At 61.4% G+C, this 19,549-nt stretch carries 15 protein-coding genes and 3 pseudogenes; 6 read left to right on the top strand and 12 right to left on the bottom strand.

Going from position 1 to position 19,549, the window contains the following annotated elements:
- Nucleotides 1-5: 5 nt before the first annotated feature.
- The 10 genes from ACF8R4_RS16960 to ACF8R4_RS16915 form a co-directional block, all read right to left on the bottom strand.
- The gene (locus ACF8R4_RS16960) at nt 6-2,204 is read right to left on the bottom strand and encodes a xanthine dehydrogenase family protein molybdopterin-binding subunit (RefSeq protein WP_392492982.1); all 2,199 of its coding nucleotides are present in this window, start codon (nt 2,202-2,204) and stop codon (nt 6-8) included.
- Entirely contained in the window at nt 2,201-3,202 is a 1,002-nt protein-coding gene (locus ACF8R4_RS16955; protein WP_060500088.1) for a xanthine dehydrogenase family protein subunit M, read from the bottom strand. The genes ACF8R4_RS16960 and ACF8R4_RS16955 overlap by 4 nt, the downstream gene beginning before the upstream one ends.
- Complete coding sequence (locus ACF8R4_RS16950; protein ID WP_104834901.1) at nt 3,199-3,726, bottom strand: (2Fe-2S)-binding protein; 528 nt, start codon at nt 3,724-3,726, stop codon at nt 3,199-3,201. The genes ACF8R4_RS16955 and ACF8R4_RS16950 overlap by 4 nt, the downstream gene beginning before the upstream one ends.
- Before the next feature lie 98 nt (nt 3,727-3,824).
- Entirely contained in the window at nt 3,825-5,612 is a 1,788-nt protein-coding gene (locus tag ACF8R4_RS16945) for a thiamine pyrophosphate-requiring protein (protein ID WP_392492981.1), read from the bottom strand.
- A 174-nt stretch (nt 5,613-5,786) separates the two neighbouring features.
- Nucleotides 5,787-6,167 (bottom strand): hypothetical protein, encoded by a 381-nt coding sequence (locus tag ACF8R4_RS16940; protein WP_060500091.1) that lies wholly within the window; start codon nt 6,165-6,167, stop codon nt 5,787-5,789.
- A gap of 83 nt (nt 6,168-6,250) precedes the next feature.
- Nucleotides 6,251-6,703, bottom strand: a complete 453-nt coding sequence (locus ACF8R4_RS16935) for a hypothetical protein (protein WP_392492980.1) — start codon at nt 6,701-6,703, stop codon at nt 6,251-6,253.
- Between the two features lie 745 nt (nt 6,704-7,448).
- Nucleotides 7,449-8,819 carry a chromate efflux transporter gene (gene chrA, locus ACF8R4_RS16930; RefSeq protein ID WP_060500092.1) on the bottom strand — a complete coding sequence of 457 codons (1,371 nt, stop codon included), beginning with the start codon at nt 8,817-8,819 and terminating at the stop codon, nt 7,449-7,451.
- Entirely contained in the window at nt 8,812-9,753 is a 942-nt protein-coding gene (locus ACF8R4_RS16925; RefSeq protein WP_151458235.1) for a chromate resistance protein ChrB domain-containing protein, read from the bottom strand. The genes chrA and ACF8R4_RS16925 overlap by 8 nt, the downstream gene beginning before the upstream one ends.
- A 159-nt stretch (nt 9,754-9,912) precedes the next feature.
- Nucleotides 9,913-11,091, bottom strand: a complete 1,179-nt coding sequence (locus tag ACF8R4_RS16920; protein WP_392492978.1) for an ATP-binding protein — start codon at nt 11,089-11,091, stop codon at nt 9,913-9,915.
- Complete coding sequence (locus ACF8R4_RS16915; protein WP_256219299.1) at nt 11,084-11,872, bottom strand: alpha/beta fold hydrolase; 789 nt, start codon at nt 11,870-11,872, stop codon at nt 11,084-11,086. The genes ACF8R4_RS16920 and ACF8R4_RS16915 overlap by 8 nt, the downstream gene beginning before the upstream one ends.
- Nucleotides 11,873-12,058: 186 nt before the next feature.
- Between ACF8R4_RS16915 and ACF8R4_RS16910 the strand changes: the two genes are divergently transcribed.
- Nucleotides 12,059-13,657 carry a histidine kinase famiy protein gene (locus ACF8R4_RS16910; RefSeq protein WP_392492976.1) on the top strand — a complete coding sequence of 533 codons (1,599 nt, stop codon included), beginning with the start codon at nt 12,059-12,061 and terminating at the stop codon, nt 13,655-13,657.
- A 182-nt stretch (nt 13,658-13,839) separates the two neighbouring features.
- Nucleotides 13,840-13,989 (top strand): annotated as a pseudogene (locus tag ACF8R4_RS16905) (aldehyde dehydrogenase); the annotation flags it as partial.
- A gap of 96 nt (nt 13,990-14,085) precedes the next feature.
- Here the strand turns inward: ACF8R4_RS16905 and ACF8R4_RS16900 are convergent.
- Both ACF8R4_RS16900 and ACF8R4_RS16895 read right to left on the bottom strand, forming a co-directional pair.
- Nucleotides 14,086-14,334: pseudogene (locus ACF8R4_RS16900) on the bottom strand (hypothetical protein); the annotation flags it as partial.
- Between the two features lie 142 nt (nt 14,335-14,476).
- Entirely contained in the window at nt 14,477-15,334 is an 858-nt protein-coding gene (locus ACF8R4_RS16895) for a glucose 1-dehydrogenase (protein WP_104834891.1), read from the bottom strand.
- A gap of 196 nt (nt 15,335-15,530) precedes the next feature.
- Here ACF8R4_RS16895 and ACF8R4_RS16890 point away from each other — a divergent pair.
- From ACF8R4_RS16890 to tcuB, 4 genes and pseudogenes are all read left to right on the top strand, one after another.
- Nucleotides 15,531-15,734: pseudogene (locus tag ACF8R4_RS16890) on the top strand (hypothetical protein); the annotation flags it as partial.
- 107 nt (nt 15,735-15,841) lie between these two features.
- Nucleotides 15,842-16,762, top strand: coding sequence for a LysR family transcriptional regulator (locus ACF8R4_RS16885; protein WP_013972228.1), 921 nt, complete (start codon nt 15,842-15,844; stop codon nt 16,760-16,762).
- Between the two features lie 148 nt (nt 16,763-16,910).
- Complete coding sequence (tcuA, locus tag ACF8R4_RS16880; RefSeq protein ID WP_156866718.1) at nt 16,911-18,365, top strand: FAD-dependent tricarballylate dehydrogenase TcuA; 1,455 nt, start codon at nt 16,911-16,913, stop codon at nt 18,363-18,365.
- Nucleotides 18,346-19,527 (top strand): tricarballylate utilization 4Fe-4S protein TcuB, encoded by a 1,182-nt coding sequence (gene tcuB, locus ACF8R4_RS16875; protein ID WP_392492973.1) that lies wholly within the window; start codon nt 18,346-18,348, stop codon nt 19,525-19,527. The genes tcuA and tcuB overlap by 20 nt, the downstream gene beginning before the upstream one ends.
- Nucleotides 19,528-19,549 lie beyond the last annotated feature (22 nt).

The following is a 19,549-nucleotide window of genomic DNA, read 5'->3' as shown; positions in this document are numbered from 1 at the left end:
CCACATCACAGCACTTTATCGAGCGTGATCGGAAACTCCCTTATACGCTTGCCTGTGGCATGGTAGACCGCGTTCGCCACCGCAGCGGCCACCCCGACGACGCCGATTTCGCCCACGCCCTTGGACCCCAGTTCGTTGACAATGTCATCGTGCTCTTCAACGAAGATCACTTCGATATCCCCGCAGTCTGCATTGACCGGGATGTGGTACTCCGCCAGGTTGTGATTGACGATGCGGCCCAACCGATGGTCGGTCAATGCGGCTTCGTGCAGTGCCATGCCCACCCCCCAAACCACGCCCCCCAGGATCTGGCTGCGTGCGGTTTTGGGGTTGATCACACGGCCTGCCGCCACAGCGCTGACCACCCGGGCTACCTTGATCGTGCCAAGGTCCTCGTCGACGTGAACTTCCACGAATACCGCCGAATGCGTGGCGGTGGAGAACGGTTGGCGCCTGGCGCCGGGCTCTGCGTCGATCTGCACTTCGAACTTACCGTTGGGGGCGCTCGCCACGATGTCCGCCAAAGCCCAGCGATGGTTGCCCGCGTGCAGGTAGCCCTCGGTGAAAACGATCTGCTGCCGGGGTGTGTTGGCCACCTGGGGGTATATGTTGCGCGCGTGTTCCAGCACCTGGGTGAGCAGGACATGGCAGGCTTGGCGCACGGCCGAGCCCACCGACGACACCGTGAACGATCCGCCCTGAAGCGGGGCGGTGGGCAGCGAGGAGTCACCCAGCATGAAGGTGACATCCTGCACCTTGACGCCAGCTGCGTCGGCGGCGATCTGAGTCATGACGGTATAGGTGCCGGTCCCGATATCGGTGGTGGCACTGCTGACGGTAAGGTGGCCCCGGGCATCGATGCGCGCCTTGGCGCTGGCCTTCATCTGCATGGCTTCCCAGACGCCGCCGGCCATCCCCCAGCCGACCAGTTGGTTGCCATTGCACATGCTGCGCGGTTGGGGAGTGCGGTTATGCCAGCCAAAACGTTCGGCACCTTGCTGGTAGCACGCCAGCAGTTCCTTGCTGGAGTAGGGCTTGCCCTCGTTGGCATTGTTGGCGGCAAAATTGCGGCGGCGCAGGTCTAACGGGTCGATCTGCGCAGCACAGGCGAGCTCATCCATGGCGCATTCCAGCGCAATCATCCCGGACGCAGCCCCAGGTGCCCGCATGTCCAGCGGGGTGTACACATCGAGCGAGGCCAGGCGATAGCTGAGCGCAACGTTGTCGCACCGGTAAAGCATGCCGCTCCATTCCACCAGGTGCTCGGTGAAGTCCTCGAAGCGGGAGGTCTGGCCAAGCGCATCGTGAGCGATCGCCAGCAAGCGCCCGTTTGCGTCTGCACCCAGGCGCAAGCGTTGCTCGGTGCGGGGCCGGTAGCCAAAGGTGAACATCTGCTGGCGGGTCAGGGTCACGCGCACAGAGCGCTTCAGGTGCAACGCCGCCATCACTGCCAGCGGCAACTGGTACTGCGGGCGCAAGCCCGAGCCGAAGGCGCCGCCGACGAATGCCGCGCGCACACGGATGTTTGCCTTGGGCAGGCCGAACACCTTGTGCAGGTAGTCCTGGCAGTTCTGCGTGCCTTGGGTCTTGTCGTGGATTTCCAGGGTGCCGTCGGCCTTGTAGTGCACGGTCGACGCATGGGGCTCCATCGGGTTGTGGTGCTCGTTGGCCGTCAGGTAGGTGGCATCCACCTGCACCGGCGCTCCGGCAAACTGCCCGGCGAAGTCGCCACGCGGCGCCGGTGTTTCAGCGGGGGCGGCATGCGATTGTCGGCATGCGCCCAGGTCTGTCTGGTGAGCCTCCTCGGCATACTTGATTTTAATCAGCGAGCCTGCATAGCGGGCCAGTTCGAGGGTTTCGGCGATCACCAGCGCCAACGGTTGCCCACTGTACAGCACTCGATCATTGAACAAGGGCCGAAAAGGCGCCCCCTCGGCAGAGTCGGCATCGCTGTAGTCGTCGTCATAACTGGAGATAGGCGGGCGATGGCCATAGTCGAGCACGGCGATTACCCCGGGCACGCGCATGGCCTGCGTGCTGTCGATGCCCAGAACCCGACCGCGGGCGATGGTACTGGACACGACGCTGCCGTGCAGCAGGCCCGTCTGGGGGTATTCGCCCGCATAGCGGGCCTGCCCGGTGACCTTCGCCACCCCGTCCACGCGGTCCAGGGGCGTGCCGACTACGGGTGTGCTTGTGATCATGGCTGTGCCCCCCCATTAGCGGCGCCGTGCGCCGCGTCATCCAATGCCCGCACGATTGCTCGCTGGGCGAGCGTTACCTTGAAACCGTTGTGGCTCAGGGGTTGTGCACCTTGCAGCAACGTTTGCGCGGCGCGGTTGAAGAGCGCTTCAGAAGGAATCTGGCCGGCCAGCAGGCGCTCCACAGCCGGGTCCCGCCAGGGCTTGTGTGCAACGCCGCCCAGCGCCAGGCGCGCCTGCTGGATCACGTCGCCATCGAAGTTCAAGGCTGCAGCGACTGACACCAGCGCGAACGCGTAGGAAGCGCGGTCGCGTATTTTCAGATAACGGTAATGGTGTTCGAACACTGGGGGCGGCAGCTCGATGCCTGTAACCAGCTCATTGAATGCCAGTTGATTGTCGCGCTCGGGGGTGTTCCCGGGCAGGCGATGGAAATCCGCGAAAGGTATCTGCCGTTCGCCGGACGGCCCCTGGACGTGCACCACGGCTTCGAGCGCTGCCAATGCCACGCACATGTCCGAGGGGTGGGTCGCGACGCAGGCACCGCTGGCACCGAGAATGGCATGGATGCGGTTCATGCCTGTACGCGCAGGGCACCCGCTGCCCGGTTCGCGCTTGTTGCAGGGGGTGCCGGTGTCGTAGAAATAGTAGCAGCGGGTACGTTGCAACAAGTTGCCACCGGTACTGGCCATGTTCCTCAACTGCGGCGATGCCCCAGCCAGGATCGCGTCTGACAGCAGCGGATAATGCTGCTCGATCATCGGGTGCCAGGCCAGGTCGGCATTGCTCACCCGCGCACCGATCAGTACGCCGCCGCCAGGGGTGGCGTGAATACCGTCCAGCCCAAGGCCGGAGATGTCGATCAGGCGCTCGGGGCGCACCACGTTTTCCTTCATCAGGTCGACCAGGTTGGTGCCCCCGGCGATGAAATGCGAGCAGGCGTCAGCCAGGTTCACCGCTTCGCTGACAGAAGCGGGCTTGTGGTAGCTGAAGGGCGTCATGGGTTCTGCCCTCGTTGTGCCTGGGCCCTGTCCGTCATCAAAGGCAAAGCTTCTTCCACCGCAGCGACGATGTTGCCATAGGCGCCACAGCGGCAAAGATTGCCGCTCATCTGCTCGCGAATGGCCTCGCGGGTGTCGGCACGTCCCTCGTGAACCAGCCCGACCGCAGAGCAGATCTGCCCCGGGGTGCAGTAGCCGCACTGGAACGCATCGTGGGTGATGAAGGCGCGCTGCATGGGGTGCAAAACGTCGCCGCTGGCCAGCCCTTCGATGGTCACCAGGTCGGCCCCGTCGCACATGATGGCCAAGGTCAGGCAGGCATTGACGCGCTTGCCATCGCGCAGCACCGTGCAGGCGCCGCACTGGCCATGGTCGCAGCCTTTCTTGGTGCCGACCAGGTCCAATTGCTCTCGGAGCAGGTCGAGCAAGGTGACCCAAGGGTGCACCTGCAGTGTTCGAGGTTGACCATTGAGGGTCAGATGGATGGGGTGCTCTGCAGCCCCGTTTGAAGCGATCGCGGTCATGGTAGGTCCTCACGGTCAGGGTTCGCGCAGTCTGCTGCGTCTCTGTTGTGCGACCGGGCGTGCAGATCAAACGTTCAGCCGGCTCGCCGGGGTGCCGATCACTTCTTGCCAGGCAGCACAGACCCGAGCACCTGTTTGGCTGTCTGCACGAGGATGCCCGCCTGGTCGGGGTCGCCCTTGAGCAAGGTGCTGGCAAACTTCTTCGCCTGCTCCAGCTTGATGTGGGGTGGCAGGGGTGGCACGTTCGGGTCGGTCTTGAACTCGATCAGTACGGGCCGATCAGCAGCCAGCGCACGCTCCCACGCAGCGGCAACGTCCTCTTCGCGATCTACGTAGATACCTTGCAGGCCAATGGAAATGGCAAACAGATGGTAGGGCACGTCAGGGATCGACTGCGAAGCTTCGAACTTGGGGTCGCCCTCCATGACCCGCTGCTCCCACGTCACCTGGTTGAGGTCCTCATTGTTGAACACGGCACAGATCCATTGTGGGTTGTCCCATTGCTGCCAGTACTTGGCCACGGTGATCAGTTCTGCGAGGTTGTTCATCTGCATCGCCCCATCGCCCACCAACGCAACTACAGCCCGTTGCGGGTGGGCGAATTTGGCTGCAATCGCATAGGGCACGGCGGCGCCCATGCAAGCCAGGCCGCCGGACAGCGAACACTGCATACCCTGGCGAATCTGCAGGTCGCGGGCAAACCAGTTGGCACAGGAGCCGGAGTCGCTGGTAATGATGGCGTGGTCCGGCAGGCGAGGGGACAGCTCATGGACCACGCGTTGCGGGTTGATCGGGTCAGCCTTGACCAGCGCGCGCTTAGCCACGGTCTTGTCCCACTGCGCGCGCCAGGTTTCTACCTTGTCGCGCCAGCGCCGGTCGGTCTTGTGCTCAAGCAACAGCAGCAGTGCGCGCAATGTTTCGCTGGCGTCGCCCACCAGGTTGACCTCCATCGGGTAGCGCAGGCTGAGCATGTCGGGTTGCAGGTCGATCTGCACGCCTCGTGCCTGGCCTTCCTTGGGCAGAAACTCGGAATAGGGAAAGCCGGAGCCGATCATCAGCAAGGTGTCGCATTCGGTCATCAGCTGATAACTGGGCTCGGTGCCGAGCAGGCCGATCGACCCGGTGACCCATGGGAGGTCGTCCGGCAGCACAGCCTTGCCCAGCAGCGCTTTGGCCACCCCGGCGCCGAGTTTTTCGGCAATTGCAATGACCTGCTCTGTCGCCTGCAGTGCGCCGGCACCCACCAGTATCGCCACCTTGTGCCCGGCATTGAGCACCTCGGCGGCGCGCTGCAGGTCTTCGTCGAACGGCAACACCCTGGGCTTGCTGTAGCCGATGCCGGAATGCACCGTACCGTGGGCCCTCGGAGGCTCGTTGTAGGGCAGGTCCTGCAGGTCGTTGGGCAGGATGATGGCGGTGACGCGGCGTTCGCCGACAGCCGTACGCACTGCACGGTCAAGCAGGTGGCGCACCTGCTCCGGTGTCGATGCCTGCTGAACGAATGCACCGGCGACGTCCTTGAACATCGACAGCAAGTCCAGCTCTTGCTGGTAATGCCCGCCCAATGCCGCCCGGGCCTGTTGACCGACGATGGCCAGCACTGGCTGGTGGTCCATGCGTGCATCGTACAGGCCGGTGAGCAGGTGCGAGGCGCCCGGGCCGGATGTCGCCATGCAGACACCGAGCTCACCGGTGAACTTGGCATGGGCGCTGGCCATGAAAGCGGCCATTTCCTCATGGCGGGCCTGAATGAATTCAATCTTGCCGTTGGCCCGGCTCAGCGCGCCGAACACGCCATTGATGCCGTCGCCGGGGTAACCGAAGATGCGCCGTACGCCCCATTGATACAAACGCTCTACCAGAAAGTCGCCTACCGTGCCGGTCATTGCCTGCTCCCGTTCTGTTATCGATAGGCGTCTGGACTTGGCACGTGCCGGGAAAGTTTCAACGGTATGCGCAGCGGTCTGGCAGCTGGAGTCTGGTAAATGCCGACAGGCTCGAAGGTGAACCAATAACCCACAAAAATGCTGTGGGCCTTGCACTGCGCCAAAAGTTTCCCGTCACCCCAGTTTATGCAGGGCTTCTACCAGTTGAGCCTTGTTCATGGTCGAACGCCCTTTGAGATTTTTGCTGCGCGCCTCCTTCATCAGGCTTTCCTTGCTTTGCGATTCCAGCGACGCGCGCGAGGTGCGTGAATGCCCCTGACGAGACTCGGCGGCGCGCTTGGCTGAATCCGTGCGTGCGGTCTTCTTCTCGCGCGACGGCGTCTTGCTGCCCGAGCCTCCCGGCTTTTCACCGCCACCGGATTGTTTGTTCACGGTGGCCCAGGCGCGCGCTTCGGCTTCGTCCTTGCCCACGCCCTTGTCCTCGTACGATTGCTCGATGTGCTCGGCCTTGCGTTTCTGTTTGTCCGTATACTTGTCCTTGTCACCGCGTGGCATGGCATTGACTCCTGAGTGAGTTGCTTGATCAATGGCGAAACTGAAACGCCGGGCCATGGATGGGAGATCCACGGCCATTCCACCTAGCTGCCCGATCCTGCGCCTGATCCACTACCGGTTGAGCCACCGCTACCACTCGCCGGACCTGCACCGCTACCGTCCCCTCCGTTACCGCCGGTGCCTGAGTCAGTATCGGTACCGTCACCTCCCGTGTTGTCCGTTCCATTGTCATGGGTACCGCCATTACCCGTGCCCATGCCATCGGCAGGTGTTCCTGAACCTGTCGCACCGCCTTGGCCGTTCATGTGCCCATTGCCGTGCGGTTGCGTGCCCGGGGCGCGTTGATCGTTCAGGTCGGTGGCGGCCAGGGCAAGTGGCGCCGCGCAACCCAGGTACATTGCGAGCAGCAGCGCGTATTTTTTATCTGCCTTCATGGTGAAACTCCGGTTCTGGTTGTTCACCCAATGTTCGGCCTGCCGTTTACCGAAGGGTGCCCTCAGCGCGACGGAAGGTTCTGGTGCAAAGCGGATGAACAAACGCCACTTGTCTGGTCGCGGGCACCCGTGGGCCACGCGCGCTTCTCACGTTTAGTTGCAGATACCATCTGCCTCTGAACGGAGAAAGGACATGGACATTGATGCAAACGAAGATGAACCCTCCCACGGTCCCGGGACCAAAGCGGTTGAGGTGCCACTGCCGCCAGATGAAGAGTCACCCATCGAAGAACAGATGAATGATGTGGATACAAACAACTCAGTGTCCAGTGAGCATCCAAATCCTGGCGGTGCGAACAGTCGGTTGGGTATGCCCCGGGATGCTCAACTGAACGAAGGGGCTCAGGTACCTGACGGCCCGCCCATACCTGATGGTCCGTGTTCCAGTCCCGGCCCTGCCAATGACAAGGAAAACCAGCGCTCCCCTGGAGTACCGGCTAGCGACCCTGAATCAGGGGCGTGAGGCCTTAAACGATGGCACCTCAATGGATATCTCAGTACATCTTTCGCGCAAGGTGATACGCAGATATTCATAGAGGTGTATGTCGCCAGTGCCCAGGATGCTCGGCGGTCTCGACACCTTCGGCAGTTACCGTCATACCCATTGCGTTGCCAAGATTGATGATGGCCTGGACCACGCTACACGGTTGGCGTACCGGGATACTCGGCCGACATCACGACACCAAGACTCACACCCACTTGAACACTATGCCCCTCGACTTGTATGGGGCGTCTGACGTGGTTGATCGACCGACACTGGCAGCATTACTTGGCACCTCCGCTGGTTTCATGCCCGCCACAGGTGAACTGCCAGGCCGGCCAGGGCGCAAGCGAGCAGCACTTCGATCACGCCCCGCTTGAAGCGGAACAAAGCAATCGCAGCTGCAGCCGCAATAGCCGCGCAAGGCCAGTCAAACGTTCCGCCAAAGCCTTTCGGCCAAAGCACGTGGAAGCCGAAGAACAGGGCAAGGTTCAGGATCACGCCCACTACTGCGGCCGTGATCCCTGTCAGCGGTGCGGTAAATTTGATCGCGTTGTGGGTCGACTCTACCAACGGGCCGCCGATGAGAATGAACAGGAAAGACGGCAAAAAGGTGAACCAGGTGACGAGGCTCGCCGTGACAGCGCCAGCAAGGAATGGGTGTTCGCTCCCGAACATCGGATAGACGTAGCCACCTATAAAGCCGACGAAGGCAACCACCATGATCAGTGGCCCCGGTGTGGTTTCCCCCAAGGCGAGACCATCGATCATCTGGGTGGGTGTCAGCCACCCGTAGTGCCCTACAGCGCCCTGGTAGACATAGGGCAATACCGCGTATGCACCGCCAAAAGTCAACAGTGCGGCCTTGGTGAAGAACCAGCCCATCTGCGTCAGGGTGCCGTCCCAGCCAAATGACAGCGTCAACAACCCCATTGGCAGTATCCACAGGCCTGCACCGACCAGCAGCAACCTTACCAGATGCCCAAAGCTGAAACGGGCATGCTCGGGGGTTGGCGTGTCGTCATCGATCACAGCCGGGCCAACGCTGTTCTTCGCGGCCGCGTGATTGCCGCCGATGACAAACGTGCGTGGAGCGAAGCGACCACCCACATAGCCGATGATGGCGGCCATCAGCACGATCAGTGGGAACGGCACATTGTAGGCGAAGATGGCTACGAACGAGGCGCCGGCCATGGCCCACAGCCAGCCATTCTTCAGGGCCCGTGAACCTATCCGGTGGGCGGCGTGGACGACAATGGCCGTGACCGCTGGCTTGATCCCATAGAAGATCCCCGCGACTACCGGTACCTCGCCAAAGGCGATGTAGACCCACGACAAACCGATCAGGATGAACAGCGAAGGCAGCACGAACAACGCGCCGGCAATTACCCCGCCCCAAGTGCGGTGCATCAGCCAGCCGATGTAGGTGGCCAGCTGCTGAGCTTCAGGGCCAGGCAACAACATGCAGTAGTTCAGGGCGTGCAGAAACCGCTTTTCGCTGATCCACCGCCGGCGCTCAACCAGCTCCTGGTGCATGATCGAGATCTGCCCGGCGGGCCCGCCAAAGCTGATGAAGCCCAACTTGAGCCAGAACAGGAAGGCTTCATAGAGGCTAATCGGCTGCAGCGTCGCTTGCGATGGCGGCTGCTTGCTCACTGCAGAGGGGGTCTCAGCCATTTGGGGTTTCCTCAATCGCGAAAGCCGTCAGCAGGCCATCAAAGATGCCTCCGGCGACCATTGTCAGTTGATCGTCATCGCCGATGCGCTCTCTCAGGCCCGCGAGGACACGCTCGATACCGGGTGCTTCGGAAGGTTGGTACCCCCCAACATCCAGGTAGTGGACAACACCTGCCAGGCGTGCCAATCCTGGCTGCTGAACGGCAAAGCTCTCAATGAGGGTTTCGAAGGAAACACGCTGGCCAACGTGGCTGAACATGGCCCCATCAAAATCGAAGCCGAGCGCATCGCTTGGGCAGTCACCTGGACTGTCCAGCCAAATGAATCGGGCGTCGGGATCGATGAAGCGACGGATCAGCCAGGCACATGCCAACCGGTCTACCCATGGGCGCTTTCGCGTTGCCCATCGGCGACCTTGGTATTCGCTGCGCTCCAGCTGGGTGATGGCCTCATCGTGTGCCCTCGGCTCATCGGGGGACAGTGCACGGCTAATCGAGGTCTCAAGCGCCTGCAGGGCCGAGTCGGTTTGTGCCTTGAGCACGCCTGGGAAGAAGTCGATCGCCGCCAACTGGCCGAAAGCCTTCCTGAGCTTGCGCACCTGCCGGGCTATCTGAAGTGCATTATCCAGGGACAGGTCAGCCCGCCAGCCTGCAATTTCCTCCAGCAGCTTTTCGTACTCATCGCTTCTGTCGAATAGCCCGCTGAAACGCTCCTCGCGCTCAGACAGCGACAGCAGATATGCCGTGCCGTTGATGGCCATCACATCTCGCTGCACGGCTTGAAACGCTTCACGGCCCACGCTTTTTTCAGGCAGCAGGTATACGCCATCCCGCAAAACTGCCGCACCAGAGGCCTTCAGGGTTCTCCAGGCGCGCATTCGCTCGGTAGCGTTCGCCGTGGGCAAACCAAGGATCAAAAGCGACCAATCAAGCATGTAGAGATCTCAACATAAAATGTTTATATTTCTACATTAGGTAAGATCCATGGAAAAGCAATGACTGACAAGCTTATGGGGCCCATGCAGATGATGTGTGTTGCGCAACAAACAAGGTGGATGCTACGAGGGTGACGTAGACGTTGCTGCTGTTAGCGACTATCCGTCGTCGGCCGGATTATGAGGTAGCCGTATCGTAAATGTGGTTCCGCACGGCGCATTTGAAATGACGGTGATCGTGCCCCCATGCGCCGCGGTGATTTGACGGACGATGAACAGGCCGAGCCCCACCGACCGTACCGGGTCATCACGGTCGCTGGCGCGAGTCATGGGTTCGAACAGCTTGGGAATCAACGACTCGGGAATGCAACGGCCATGGTTATGCACGCCAATGAGCGCCGCGCCATCTGTCAGCTCGGTAGTCAGGGTGACGGGGTGCTGCGGATCGCCGTAGGCGACGCTGTTGGCCACCAGGTTGCCAATCATCAGTTGCAAACGGTCCGGATCGAGCTCGACCGAGCCAACGCTTCGGGAAAGATGACGGATGGGGGCGTGGGCGAAGGCTACCCTGAGTTCACTCACGCACTGGTCCACGGTTTTCAACAGGTCCACTGAGCGCCGACGAATGGCGATACCCTGGTCGATGCGCATCGAGGCGAAGTCGAGCAGGTCGGCGATCATGCGTTGCGCGCGTTCGCAGGAGCTGTTGATGCTACCGAGTAAGCGCCGCTCCTTGTCGCTGCGCTCACCGCGCTCCAGCAGCTGTGCGGCCATCCTGATCGCGGTCAACGGGTTTTTCAGATCATGGCTGGCAACGGCCACCATCTGTTCGGCAAAAGCCGCGCGTCTTTGGGCGTCCTTGTAAGCGGCTGCCAATTCGCCCTCGGCCTCTTTCAACGCGGCCTCGGCGGCGGTTTTCTGGGTCAGCAGCGCTTCGGCACGGCGACGCGTGGCGAGCAACTCGCGTTCATAGCGATCTCGCTCGATCGTGCCAAACAATGCCAGCTCGTAATACACGCCTTCAGGCCACACGCGGCGAACTCCGTTGAGCAGCATGGTGATGACATGGCCCTGGCTGTGCAGCAGATCGAGCTTAACTTCCGCGACCGAACCCTGCATTTTCATCAACGGCGCCCAGTGCGTCTGATGAACAATCCGACCGCCAACGGTGAGCAGATCTTGGAAGCGCCTTTGCAGCAATTGTGTCGGCGCATGGCCGAGCCAGTTGCCGAACGTCTGGTTGCTGCGCAGGATGGTGCCGTCTTCGGTGGTGATCACCAGCCCGCAGGGTGCATGCTCGAACAACGTGTCGGTATCGGGCAGCGCCGGTCTACTCATGGTCGTCAACCCAAGTTGCCAAGAATGCGTCCATGGCGGTTGCACAGGCGCTGGGAGCGCTCATGTGCGGGCAGTGGCCAATGTTGTCGATCAGGCAGAGCTGGCTGTTGGTCATCACACTGTGCAGGTATTGACCCACCGCCAGGGGCGCAATCAGGTCATCACTCGATTGAAGGATCAACGTCGGCGTCTGCAGGCCCTCGACGTCCCGGCGGTTGTCCGACAGAAAGGTCACTCGGGCAAATTGCCGGGCAATTTCCGGGTCTGTGCGGCAGATGCTGTTGGTCAGCTCCTCTGTCAGCGCCGGTTGCCCGGGGGCACCCATGATGACAGGGGCCATGCTGCTGGACCAGCCCAGGTAGTTGCTGTCGAGGGTGTCGAGCAGGGCCTGGATATCTCCCTCGTTGAAGCCGCCATGGTAGTCACCCGAGTCGATATAACACGGCGAGGGGCCGATCATCACATGTGCAGCGATGCGCCCAGGGCACAAACGGTCGGCCAGCACGCCGATCATCGCGCTGACCGAGTGCCCCACCAGAATGACGGGGCCTTCAGCGAACGCGCTAATGACCTCGTTCAGATCCTCGGCGTCACCTGCGAGTGTGTCGTACTTTTCGCGATCATAAGCGGTGAGGTCCGAGCGGCCAGCACCCACCAGATCGTATGTAACCTGCCGGAAACGCGTTTGAAAATGAGGCAGCAGGTAATTCCACATGGATTGGTCGCAGCCAAAACCGTGGGAGAAGATCAGGGTTGCACTGCCGCTGCCTGAAAGGTTCACGTTGGTGCGCAGCAGCCTGCCATGCAAAAGATCGATTGCAAATGCCAGAGGATGAAACTAAGCGAAGCGACCGCGAGTCGACAGTATTGCACCGATCATAGTTTCAAGCGCAGCGGTGATGGACAAGCAACTTGTCCTTCATCGTTGTCCCGACCGGTCGGCACCCCAGTGATCAAGGAGGTCTGCGTGACCAGCAAAAAGGCGCGCGTTAGTAACCAGGCATCAGGCGACATCACTCAGCTGCCGCACGACATGTTCTTCGCAGCCGTGGAAACTACTCGCATGCCCATGATCGTCACCGACCCCAACCGTGACGACAACCCTATCATCTTCGCCAATCGGGCATTCCTGGAGATGACGGGCTATGGCCTGGAAGAAATTATCGGCCGCAATTGTCGGTTTCTGCAGGGCCCTGAGACCGATGCTTCGATCGTCGACACCTTACGCGATTCCATCGCACAGCGTGTCGATATTGCCACTGAAATTCTCAATTACCGCAAGGACGGCTCAAGCTTCTGGAATGCCCTGTTCATATCCCCCATTTTCAACGAGCGCGGCGACCTTGTTTACTACTTTGCCTCACAATTGGACGTCAGCCGTCGGCGGGACGCAGAAGAGGCACTGCGCCAGGCGCAGAAGATGGAAGCGCTGGGGCAATTGACGGGGGGCATTGCCCACGATTTCAACAATCTGCTGCAGGTGATGGGCGGGTACCTGGGTTTGATCGCCAATGAAGCCGATAAGTCCCAGGTCGATCTCAACCGGGTCCGGCGCAGTGTCGGCCACGCCCAGACGGCGGTTGAGCGCGCCAGTACCCTGACCAAGCAGTTGCTCGCCTTCGCCCGCAAGCAGAAACTGCATGGGCGAGTGCTTAATCTTAATCACCTGGTCGATGATGTGCGGCCGATGATGGAGCGCACCTTCGGTGCTGAGGTGGCAGTGGAGTTCGACCTGGAGACCAGTCTGCGAAACTGCCGCATCGATGCAACACAGGCGGAAGTGGCGTTGCTCAATATCTTCATGAATGCGCGTGACGCGCTCATCGGCCGCAAGCGCCCGCATGTGTTCATTGAGACGCGCAACGTCCAGGTCACGGACATCAACCTGTCCTTCGATGGCCTGTTGCCAGGAGACTATGTGAGCTTGTCGGTCACCGACAATGGTATCGGCATGCCGGCCAGCATCCGCGATCGGGTGATGGACCCTTTCTTCACCACCAAAGAGGAGGGCAAGGGCGCCGGGCTGGGCTTGTCGATGGTGTACGGCTTTGCCAAGCAGTCCGGCGGGGCTGCGCGGATCTATACCGAAGAAGGCGAGGGCACGACGTTACGCCTGTACTTCCCGGTAGACGATGCCAGTATCGTCCAGCAGAAGCCCGTGAAGGTGGCTGAGCGCAGCGCCGGCACCGAGCGTATCCTCATCGTCGAAGACCGGCCGGATGTGGCGGAGCTGGCCAAGATGGTGCTTGAGGATTACGGCTACGCCGCGGACATGGTGCTTAACGCGCGTGAGGCCTTGAAGCTGATACAGGCAGGGGAGCGCTACGATCTATTGTTCACCGACCTGATCATGCCGGGCGGGATGAATGGGGTCATGCTTTCGCGAGAAGTGCGCCGCCTGCAACCGCAGATCAAGGTATTGCTGACAACCGGCTACGCGGAAAACTCGATAGAGCGCACGGATATCGGCGGTTCCGAGTTTGAGGTCATTTCCAAACCCTGCCAACCCCACGACCTTGCGCGCAGGGTGAGGCAAGTCCTCGATGGCCCGACCGGCGTGGGGTGAGGTTGCGAAGCTGTCCTGCCTCTGGGCTTGACAGTCTAGGCGTGTTTGCAACGCCCGTAGCAACGTTGATTAGCGCCACTGATCCGGCTCAAGACGTGACGCATTGAACACTCAAACCTGAGTGAACGCCTGAACAGGGTAGGGCAACTTTTCTGTCGCCCCTCACTTTCAGGGAGTTCAACATGAAAGCAATTGTGTACAACGGCCCACGTGACGTAGCGGTCAAGGATGTGCCGGATGCAAAAATCGAAAAGCCTACGGATGTGCTGGTACGCATCACGACGACCAACATCGACAACCATGATCAGCAGCAACACGAAGTCGAAGGTCGTCAAATCGGCCAGCGAGCGCCGCCCGGCTATGCGAAACAGCAGCATGAGGGCGACGTACATTCCGGCTGCGCGGAGGATCGAGTCCATGACGCACTCCTAGGGGTAAAGGAATGTGGAGAAGTGAACGGCGCTTTCAGGGCCAGCCCTGACGCTGCACTCCAGCGTCCCCACGTGCTCACTGCGAAGGGTCAGGTACAGGGTGGCGACCCCATCGTGCTGGGTACCCAGCTGGAACAGCATGGCTTGGCCATGCGACATCGCCCGTTGCGGCTCCGGTTGTAACGTCTCGATACTGGCGTCACGGAGCAATGGTCCCTCGAGTTGCAGCTCCACCGGCTGACAGGGCGCCTTGGCGCATGACCTCAGACCGCTCGCCGAAGAAACGTTGAGTGCGCGTGAAAACGGCAACGGGTTCGCCGGCAAAAGCACAAACGCTGAAACTGCCACGTAAAAGGGGAGGCTCGCCAGCACGGCGAGCCTCTTTTGGCTATAGGATCGGTTTGCCACCGGTCACTGCGTAACGTGAGCCACTGATGTAACTGGCCTCGTCCGAGCCCAGCAGCACGTAGATCGGCGCGACCTCCACCGGTTGACCGGGGCGCCCCATCGGGTAGCTGGAACCAAAGTTCTTGACTGCCTCGTCTGGCATGGTTGCCGGAATCAAAGGCGTCCAGATAGGGCCTGGCGCGACGCTGTTTACCCTGATGCCTTTCTTGCCTAGCAACTGAGCCAAACCAGCGGTGAAGTTGGCAATGGCCCCTTTGGTCGCGGCATAGGCCAGCAGGCTGGGAGATGGATCGTCGGAATTGACCGAGCTGGTATTGATGATCGAACTGCCCTTGGTCATGGAAGGCAGTGCCGCCTGGCAAATACGGAAGATGGCGGTGATATTGGTATCGAAGGTCTTCACCCATTCATCATCGTCGATCTCTTCCAGGGTTTCGTGGGCCATCTGGAACGCCGCGTTGTTGACCAGGATGTCGATGCGCCCGAACTGGCTGACGGTCTTTTCGACGATGTCGTAGCAGTGCTGTTTTTGCGCCAGGTCTCCGGGCAACAGCAGGCATTGACGGCCTGCGGCCTCGACCCAGCGCGCGGTTTCTTGCGCGTCTTCATGCTCATTCAGATAAGCGATGGCGACGTCGGCGCCTTCACGGGCGTAGGCAATCGCTACTGCCCGCCCGATGCCGCTGTCTGCTCCGGTGATGAGTGCAATCTTGCCTTCGAGTCGATTGTGGCCGGTATACGACTGCTCACCACAATCCGGGTAGGGCTCCATCTTGCGCTGTGAGCCGGGGACATTTTGAGGCTGCGAAGGGAAGGGCGGGGTAGGGAAGTCTAGCATGGTAGAGGCTCCTGCAGTTGAGAACGTTCATACCGGTTCGAAAGGCCTGGCCTCCGCATGTTGGTTTCAATCTGCGGTTGGTACGACGAGCGGTGCGGGCTATCAGTCCAATTGAATTCCAAGCCCCATTGCCTGCGCTACCGAACTCAGCTCCAGGCTCATCCCGTAGCTCGGAGCCCAATTTCCGGAGTAGCGAGTGCCTCGAATCATTACGCCAGCAACCCCTGAGCACGAGATCAGCGAACACAATGCCAGGATGTTCGGCCCTCCCAAGGAGCGTCTGGATTTTTACCGGCGTGAAATCCAGTACGAAACCAGCATCCTGGCCAACCGCACGGATGCTTACCTGGCGACGCAGTCGTTTCTGGTCATTGCCTTCGTCTCCTCCATGGGGAACCTCAAGAGTGGCGCGATCTTCGTCTGGAGGCTGAGAGCGGTAGCAGGGACGATTGAGTGCAAATAAGTCTAACATGGTCAAGGCTCCCCCCATCGTTGAAAGAGATTCGCATGGAGTTACGTCAGCTTCGCTATTTCCTGAGTGTTCTGGAGTACGGCAGTCTTGGCCGGGCGGCGGTCGAGCTCGGGGTCGGCGCCTCCGCACTGAGCCAGCAACTGTCGAAGCTGGAGAGCGAGGTGAGTACCCGGCTTTTGACGCGTTCGAGCACCGGCGTAGCGCCGACCGCGGCCGGACTGGCCTTCGAATACCATGCGCGTCTTGCGCTTCGTCAGGCGGAACATGCTGTGCTGGCAGCTCAAAGTGGCCGCATGAGCGGCTATGCCAGCGTGGGGCTGGCTCCGACCACGGCTTCGATTCTTGGCCTTGCTTTGATCGACAGGATGCGAGAGCGCTATCCCGATATCCGTCTGCACCTGGTGGAGATGCTGTCTGGTTATCTGATGAACCAGCTCAATGCCAGGCACCTTGACCTGGCGGTGCTGTTCCAGGCAGAGACGGGGCCGCGCCTGGAGGTGCGGGGGCTGCTGACGGAACGGCTGTTCGTGCTGGTTCCCGCACCGCTGGTCAAGGACGGCTGGGGCGAGTCGCTCACGTTGCAACAGATCGCGACGTTGCCGTTGGTGATGCCCAGTAACCAGCATGGATTGCGCACGACGTTGCGCTCGATTTTCGAGCGGGCAGGGCTGGAGGCCAGCATCGTCATGGAAGTCGATGGCCTGTCGCTGTTGATGGATTGCGTGTGTGCGGGCCATGCCGCCACCATCCAACCTGGCGCGACAGTGGCCCGGGCGCATCAGGCGGGCCTGCGCGTGTTTGCTGTCGACGAAGCCCTGGCGCAGCGTCGCAATGTGATTGTCAGCCTGACTGATGACGAGCTCTCACCGGCGGCGCTGGCTACGCGGATCGTACTGCAGGACGTTGCCCGGGAGCTGGTGGAGCAGGGCCGATGGCCAGGCGCACGGCTGCTTTGACCCAGGCGCCGGGTGCGCTTGTTCCGACCCTTTAGAAAAACTGAATGCCCCCCCTCGACCATCGCGTTTCGCGGTCTGCGGGCGCTCATTAAAGTCCCCGGTCACGAGGAGCAGCCGAACATTCGGCTCTTCGTGATCTGGAGGCGAAATGATCGATGTGCTAGTCATCGGAGGGGGCAATGCCGCCCTCTGTGCCGCGCTGATGGCGCGAGAGGCCGGAGCCAGCGTGCTGCTGCTCGAGGCCGCACCCCGCGCCTGGCGTGGTGGCAACTCACAACACACGCGCAACCTGAGGTGCATGCATGATGGACCGCAGGATGTGCTGGTCGAGGCGTACCCGGAAGAAGAATTCTGGCAGGACCTGCTGAAGGTTACCGGTGGCCAGACCGACGAAAAGCTTGCGCGGCTGGTGATTCGCGCGTCCTCCAGTTGTCGCGGGTGGATGCGCCGCCATGGCGTGCATTTTCAGCCCTCATTGTCGGGTGCGCTGCACACAGCAAGGACCAACGCCTTCTTCATGGGCGGCGGCAAGGCACTGGTCAATGCCTACTTTCGCAGCGCCGAAAACCTTGGCGTACAGATACGCTACGACACGCCAGTAGCCGACATCGAACTGCAGGGCGGACGCTTCGTCGCGGCCCATGTGCCGGCGCGTGAGGTTCAGGGGCGACACCTGCCTGCCGAGCGCATCGAGGCGCGTACCTGTGTGCTTGCCGCCGGCGGCTTCGAGTCCAACCGTGAGTGGTTGCGCGAGGCGTGGGGGCAGAACGAGCGAGGCGAGTGGCCTTCGGACAATTTCCTGATCCGTGGCACGCGCTTCAATGACGGGGTGCTGTTGCGCCGCATGATCGAACAGGGCGCCGACACGATTGGCGACCCGACCCAGGCGCACATGGTGGCGATCGATGCTCGTGCGCCGTTGTACGACGGCGGCATTTGCACGCGCATCGATTGTGTGTCGCTGGGCGTGGTGGTCAACCGCGATGGCCAGCGCTTCTACGATGAAGGCGAGGACTTCTGGCCCAAGCGCTATGCCATTTGGGGGCGCTTGGTGGCGCATCAGCCTGGGCAGGTGGGGTTCTCTATCATCGACCAGAAAGCCCTCGGGCGGTTCATGCCACCGGTTTTTCCAGGCGCCACTGCCGATAGCCTGGAGGCGTTGGCCAGCCTGCTCGGTTTGCCTGTGCAGGCCTTCCTCGAAACCGTGCATGCCTACAACCGAGCCTGCCAGGAGGGCACTTTCGACCACACCCGGCTGGACGACTGCCACACCGCAGGCCTGGAGCCGGCGAAGAGCCACTGGGCGCGCCCGATTGATACGCCGCCTTACTACGGCTACCCGCTGCGCCCTGGCGTGACTTTCACCTACCTGGGGCTGCGCACCGATGAAACCGCCGCCGTCCATTTCGACGGGCGTCCCAGCCCGAACCTGTTCGTTGCCGGTGAAATGATGGCGGGCAATGTGCTGGGCAAGGGTTACACCGCAGGCGTCGGCATGTCCATCGGCACCGCCTTCGGCCGTATCGCCGGGACCAGCGCTGCTGCAGCGGCGGGTTACGAACATCCAGAAAAAGAGAACAGCCATGACTGCGCAACTGCCTGAGCCACGCCAGCCTGACACCGCCGGGCCGGCCCTCGAACTGATCCCGGTGTTGAACGTCGAGGAGCAGGAAGTGGACCGGCAAATGCGGATCTGCAATGCCTGCCGTTACTGCGAGGGCTTTTGCGCCGTTTTCCCGGCGATGACCCGCAGGCTGGAGTTCGGCAAGGCTGATATCCATTATCTGGCCAACCTATGCCACAACTGCGGCGCCTGCCTGCATGCCTGCCAGTACGCGCAGCCCCACGAATTCGCGGTGAACGTGCCCCAGGCGATGGCCAAGGTGCGCGGGCAGACATACGCCGAGTACGCCTGGCCGGCCCTCTTCGGGCGGCTGTATCGGTACAACGGCACCTATATCGCCACTGCTTTGGCCGTCGCCTTGTCGCTGTTCTTGCTGCTGACCTTGTACGTCAACGGCACGCTGCTGCCCGGGCGGTTGGCGGGGAACTTCTATGCGGTCTTTCCGCACAACGCTCTGGCGCTGATGTACGGCAGTGTCTTTGCAGCTGCAGGTGTGGCCCTGGCGGTGGCAGTACGACGTTTCTGGCGCTCGGTCTCGCCTGCCGAGGCGCTGGGGCAACCGGCCAAAGGGGCAGTGCTCGAGGCATCAAGCGCAGCGTTGACCCTGAAATACCTAGACGGCGGACATGGCCAAGGTTGCAACAATGCCGATGATCGCTACACGCTCTGGCGCCGGCGCTTCCATCACATCACCTTCTACGGCTTCATGTTGTGCTTGGCCGCCACGGTGGTCGCCACCGGTTATCACTACCTGCTGGGCCAGCAGGCGCCGTACCCGCTGCTGAGTGCACCGGTGTTGCTCGGAACACTCGGCGGTATTGGCTTGATCGTCGGGCCGGCCGGGCTGTTGGCGCTGAACCTGCGCAGGGCGCCGGAGCAGGGCGATGTTGCCCAGCGGCCCATGGACCGGGCGTTCATCCTGCTTCTGCTGCTGGTCAGCACCACTGGCCTTGCGTTGCTGGGGCTGCGTGATACCGCAGCGATGGCGATCCTGCTGGCGATCCATTTGGGCACTGTGATGGCGCTATTCGTCACGCTGCCCTACGGCAAGTTCGCTCATGGCCTGTTCCGCAGCGCGGCACTGCTGAAGTTCGCGATTGAGAAACGCCGGCCCAACGAACTGGGCCTGGGAGGGGAGTGAACCATGGGCGCAGCCGGTTTTT

The sequence above is a fragment of the Pseudomonas sp. FYR_2 genome (genome assembly GCF_043106425.1).
Taxonomy (GTDB): Bacteria; Pseudomonadota; Gammaproteobacteria; order Pseudomonadales; family Pseudomonadaceae; genus Aquipseudomonas; species Aquipseudomonas monteilii.
This window is presented reverse-complemented; position numbering and strand designations above follow the sequence as displayed.

Bases quoted from the DNA above. Each gene is read 5' to 3' on its own strand.
- ACF8R4_RS16960 (WP_392492982.1), bottom strand. From the start codon at position 2,204: ATGATCACAAGCACACCCGTAGTCGGCACGCCCCTGGACCGCGTGGAC.
- ACF8R4_RS16955 (WP_060500088.1), bottom strand. From the start codon at position 3,202: ATGACGCCCTTCAGCTACCACAAGCCCGCTTCTGTCAGCGAAGCGGTG.
- ACF8R4_RS16950 (WP_104834901.1), bottom strand. From the start codon at position 3,726: ATGACCGCGATCGCTTCAAACGGGGCTGCAGAGCACCCCATCCATCTG.
- ACF8R4_RS16945 (WP_392492981.1), bottom strand. From the start codon at position 5,612: ATGACCGGCACGGTAGGCGACTTTCTGGTAGAGCGTTTGTATCAATGG.
- ACF8R4_RS16940 (WP_060500091.1), bottom strand. From the start codon at position 6,167: ATGCCACGCGGTGACAAGGACAAGTATACGGACAAACAGAAACGCAAG.
- chrA (WP_060500092.1), bottom strand. From the start codon at position 8,819: ATGGCTGAGACCCCCTCTGCAGTGAGCAAGCAGCCGCCATCGCAAGCG.
- ACF8R4_RS16925 (WP_151458235.1), bottom strand. From the start codon at position 9,753: ATGCTTGATTGGTCGCTTTTGATCCTTGGTTTGCCCACGGCGAACGCT.
- ACF8R4_RS16920 (WP_392492978.1), bottom strand. From the start codon at position 11,091: ATGAGTAGACCGGCGCTGCCCGATACCGACACGTTGTTCGAGCATGCA.
- ACF8R4_RS16895 (WP_104834891.1), bottom strand. From the start codon at position 15,334: ATGCTAGACTTCCCTACCCCGCCCTTCCCTTCGCAGCCTCAAAATGTC.
- ACF8R4_RS16885 (WP_013972228.1), top strand. From the start codon at position 15,842: ATGGAGTTACGTCAGCTTCGCTATTTCCTGAGTGTTCTGGAGTACGGC.
- tcuA (WP_156866718.1), top strand. From the start codon at position 16,911: ATGATCGATGTGCTAGTCATCGGAGGGGGCAATGCCGCCCTCTGTGCC.
- tcuB (WP_392492973.1), top strand. From the start codon at position 18,346: ATGACTGCGCAACTGCCTGAGCCACGCCAGCCTGACACCGCCGGGCCG.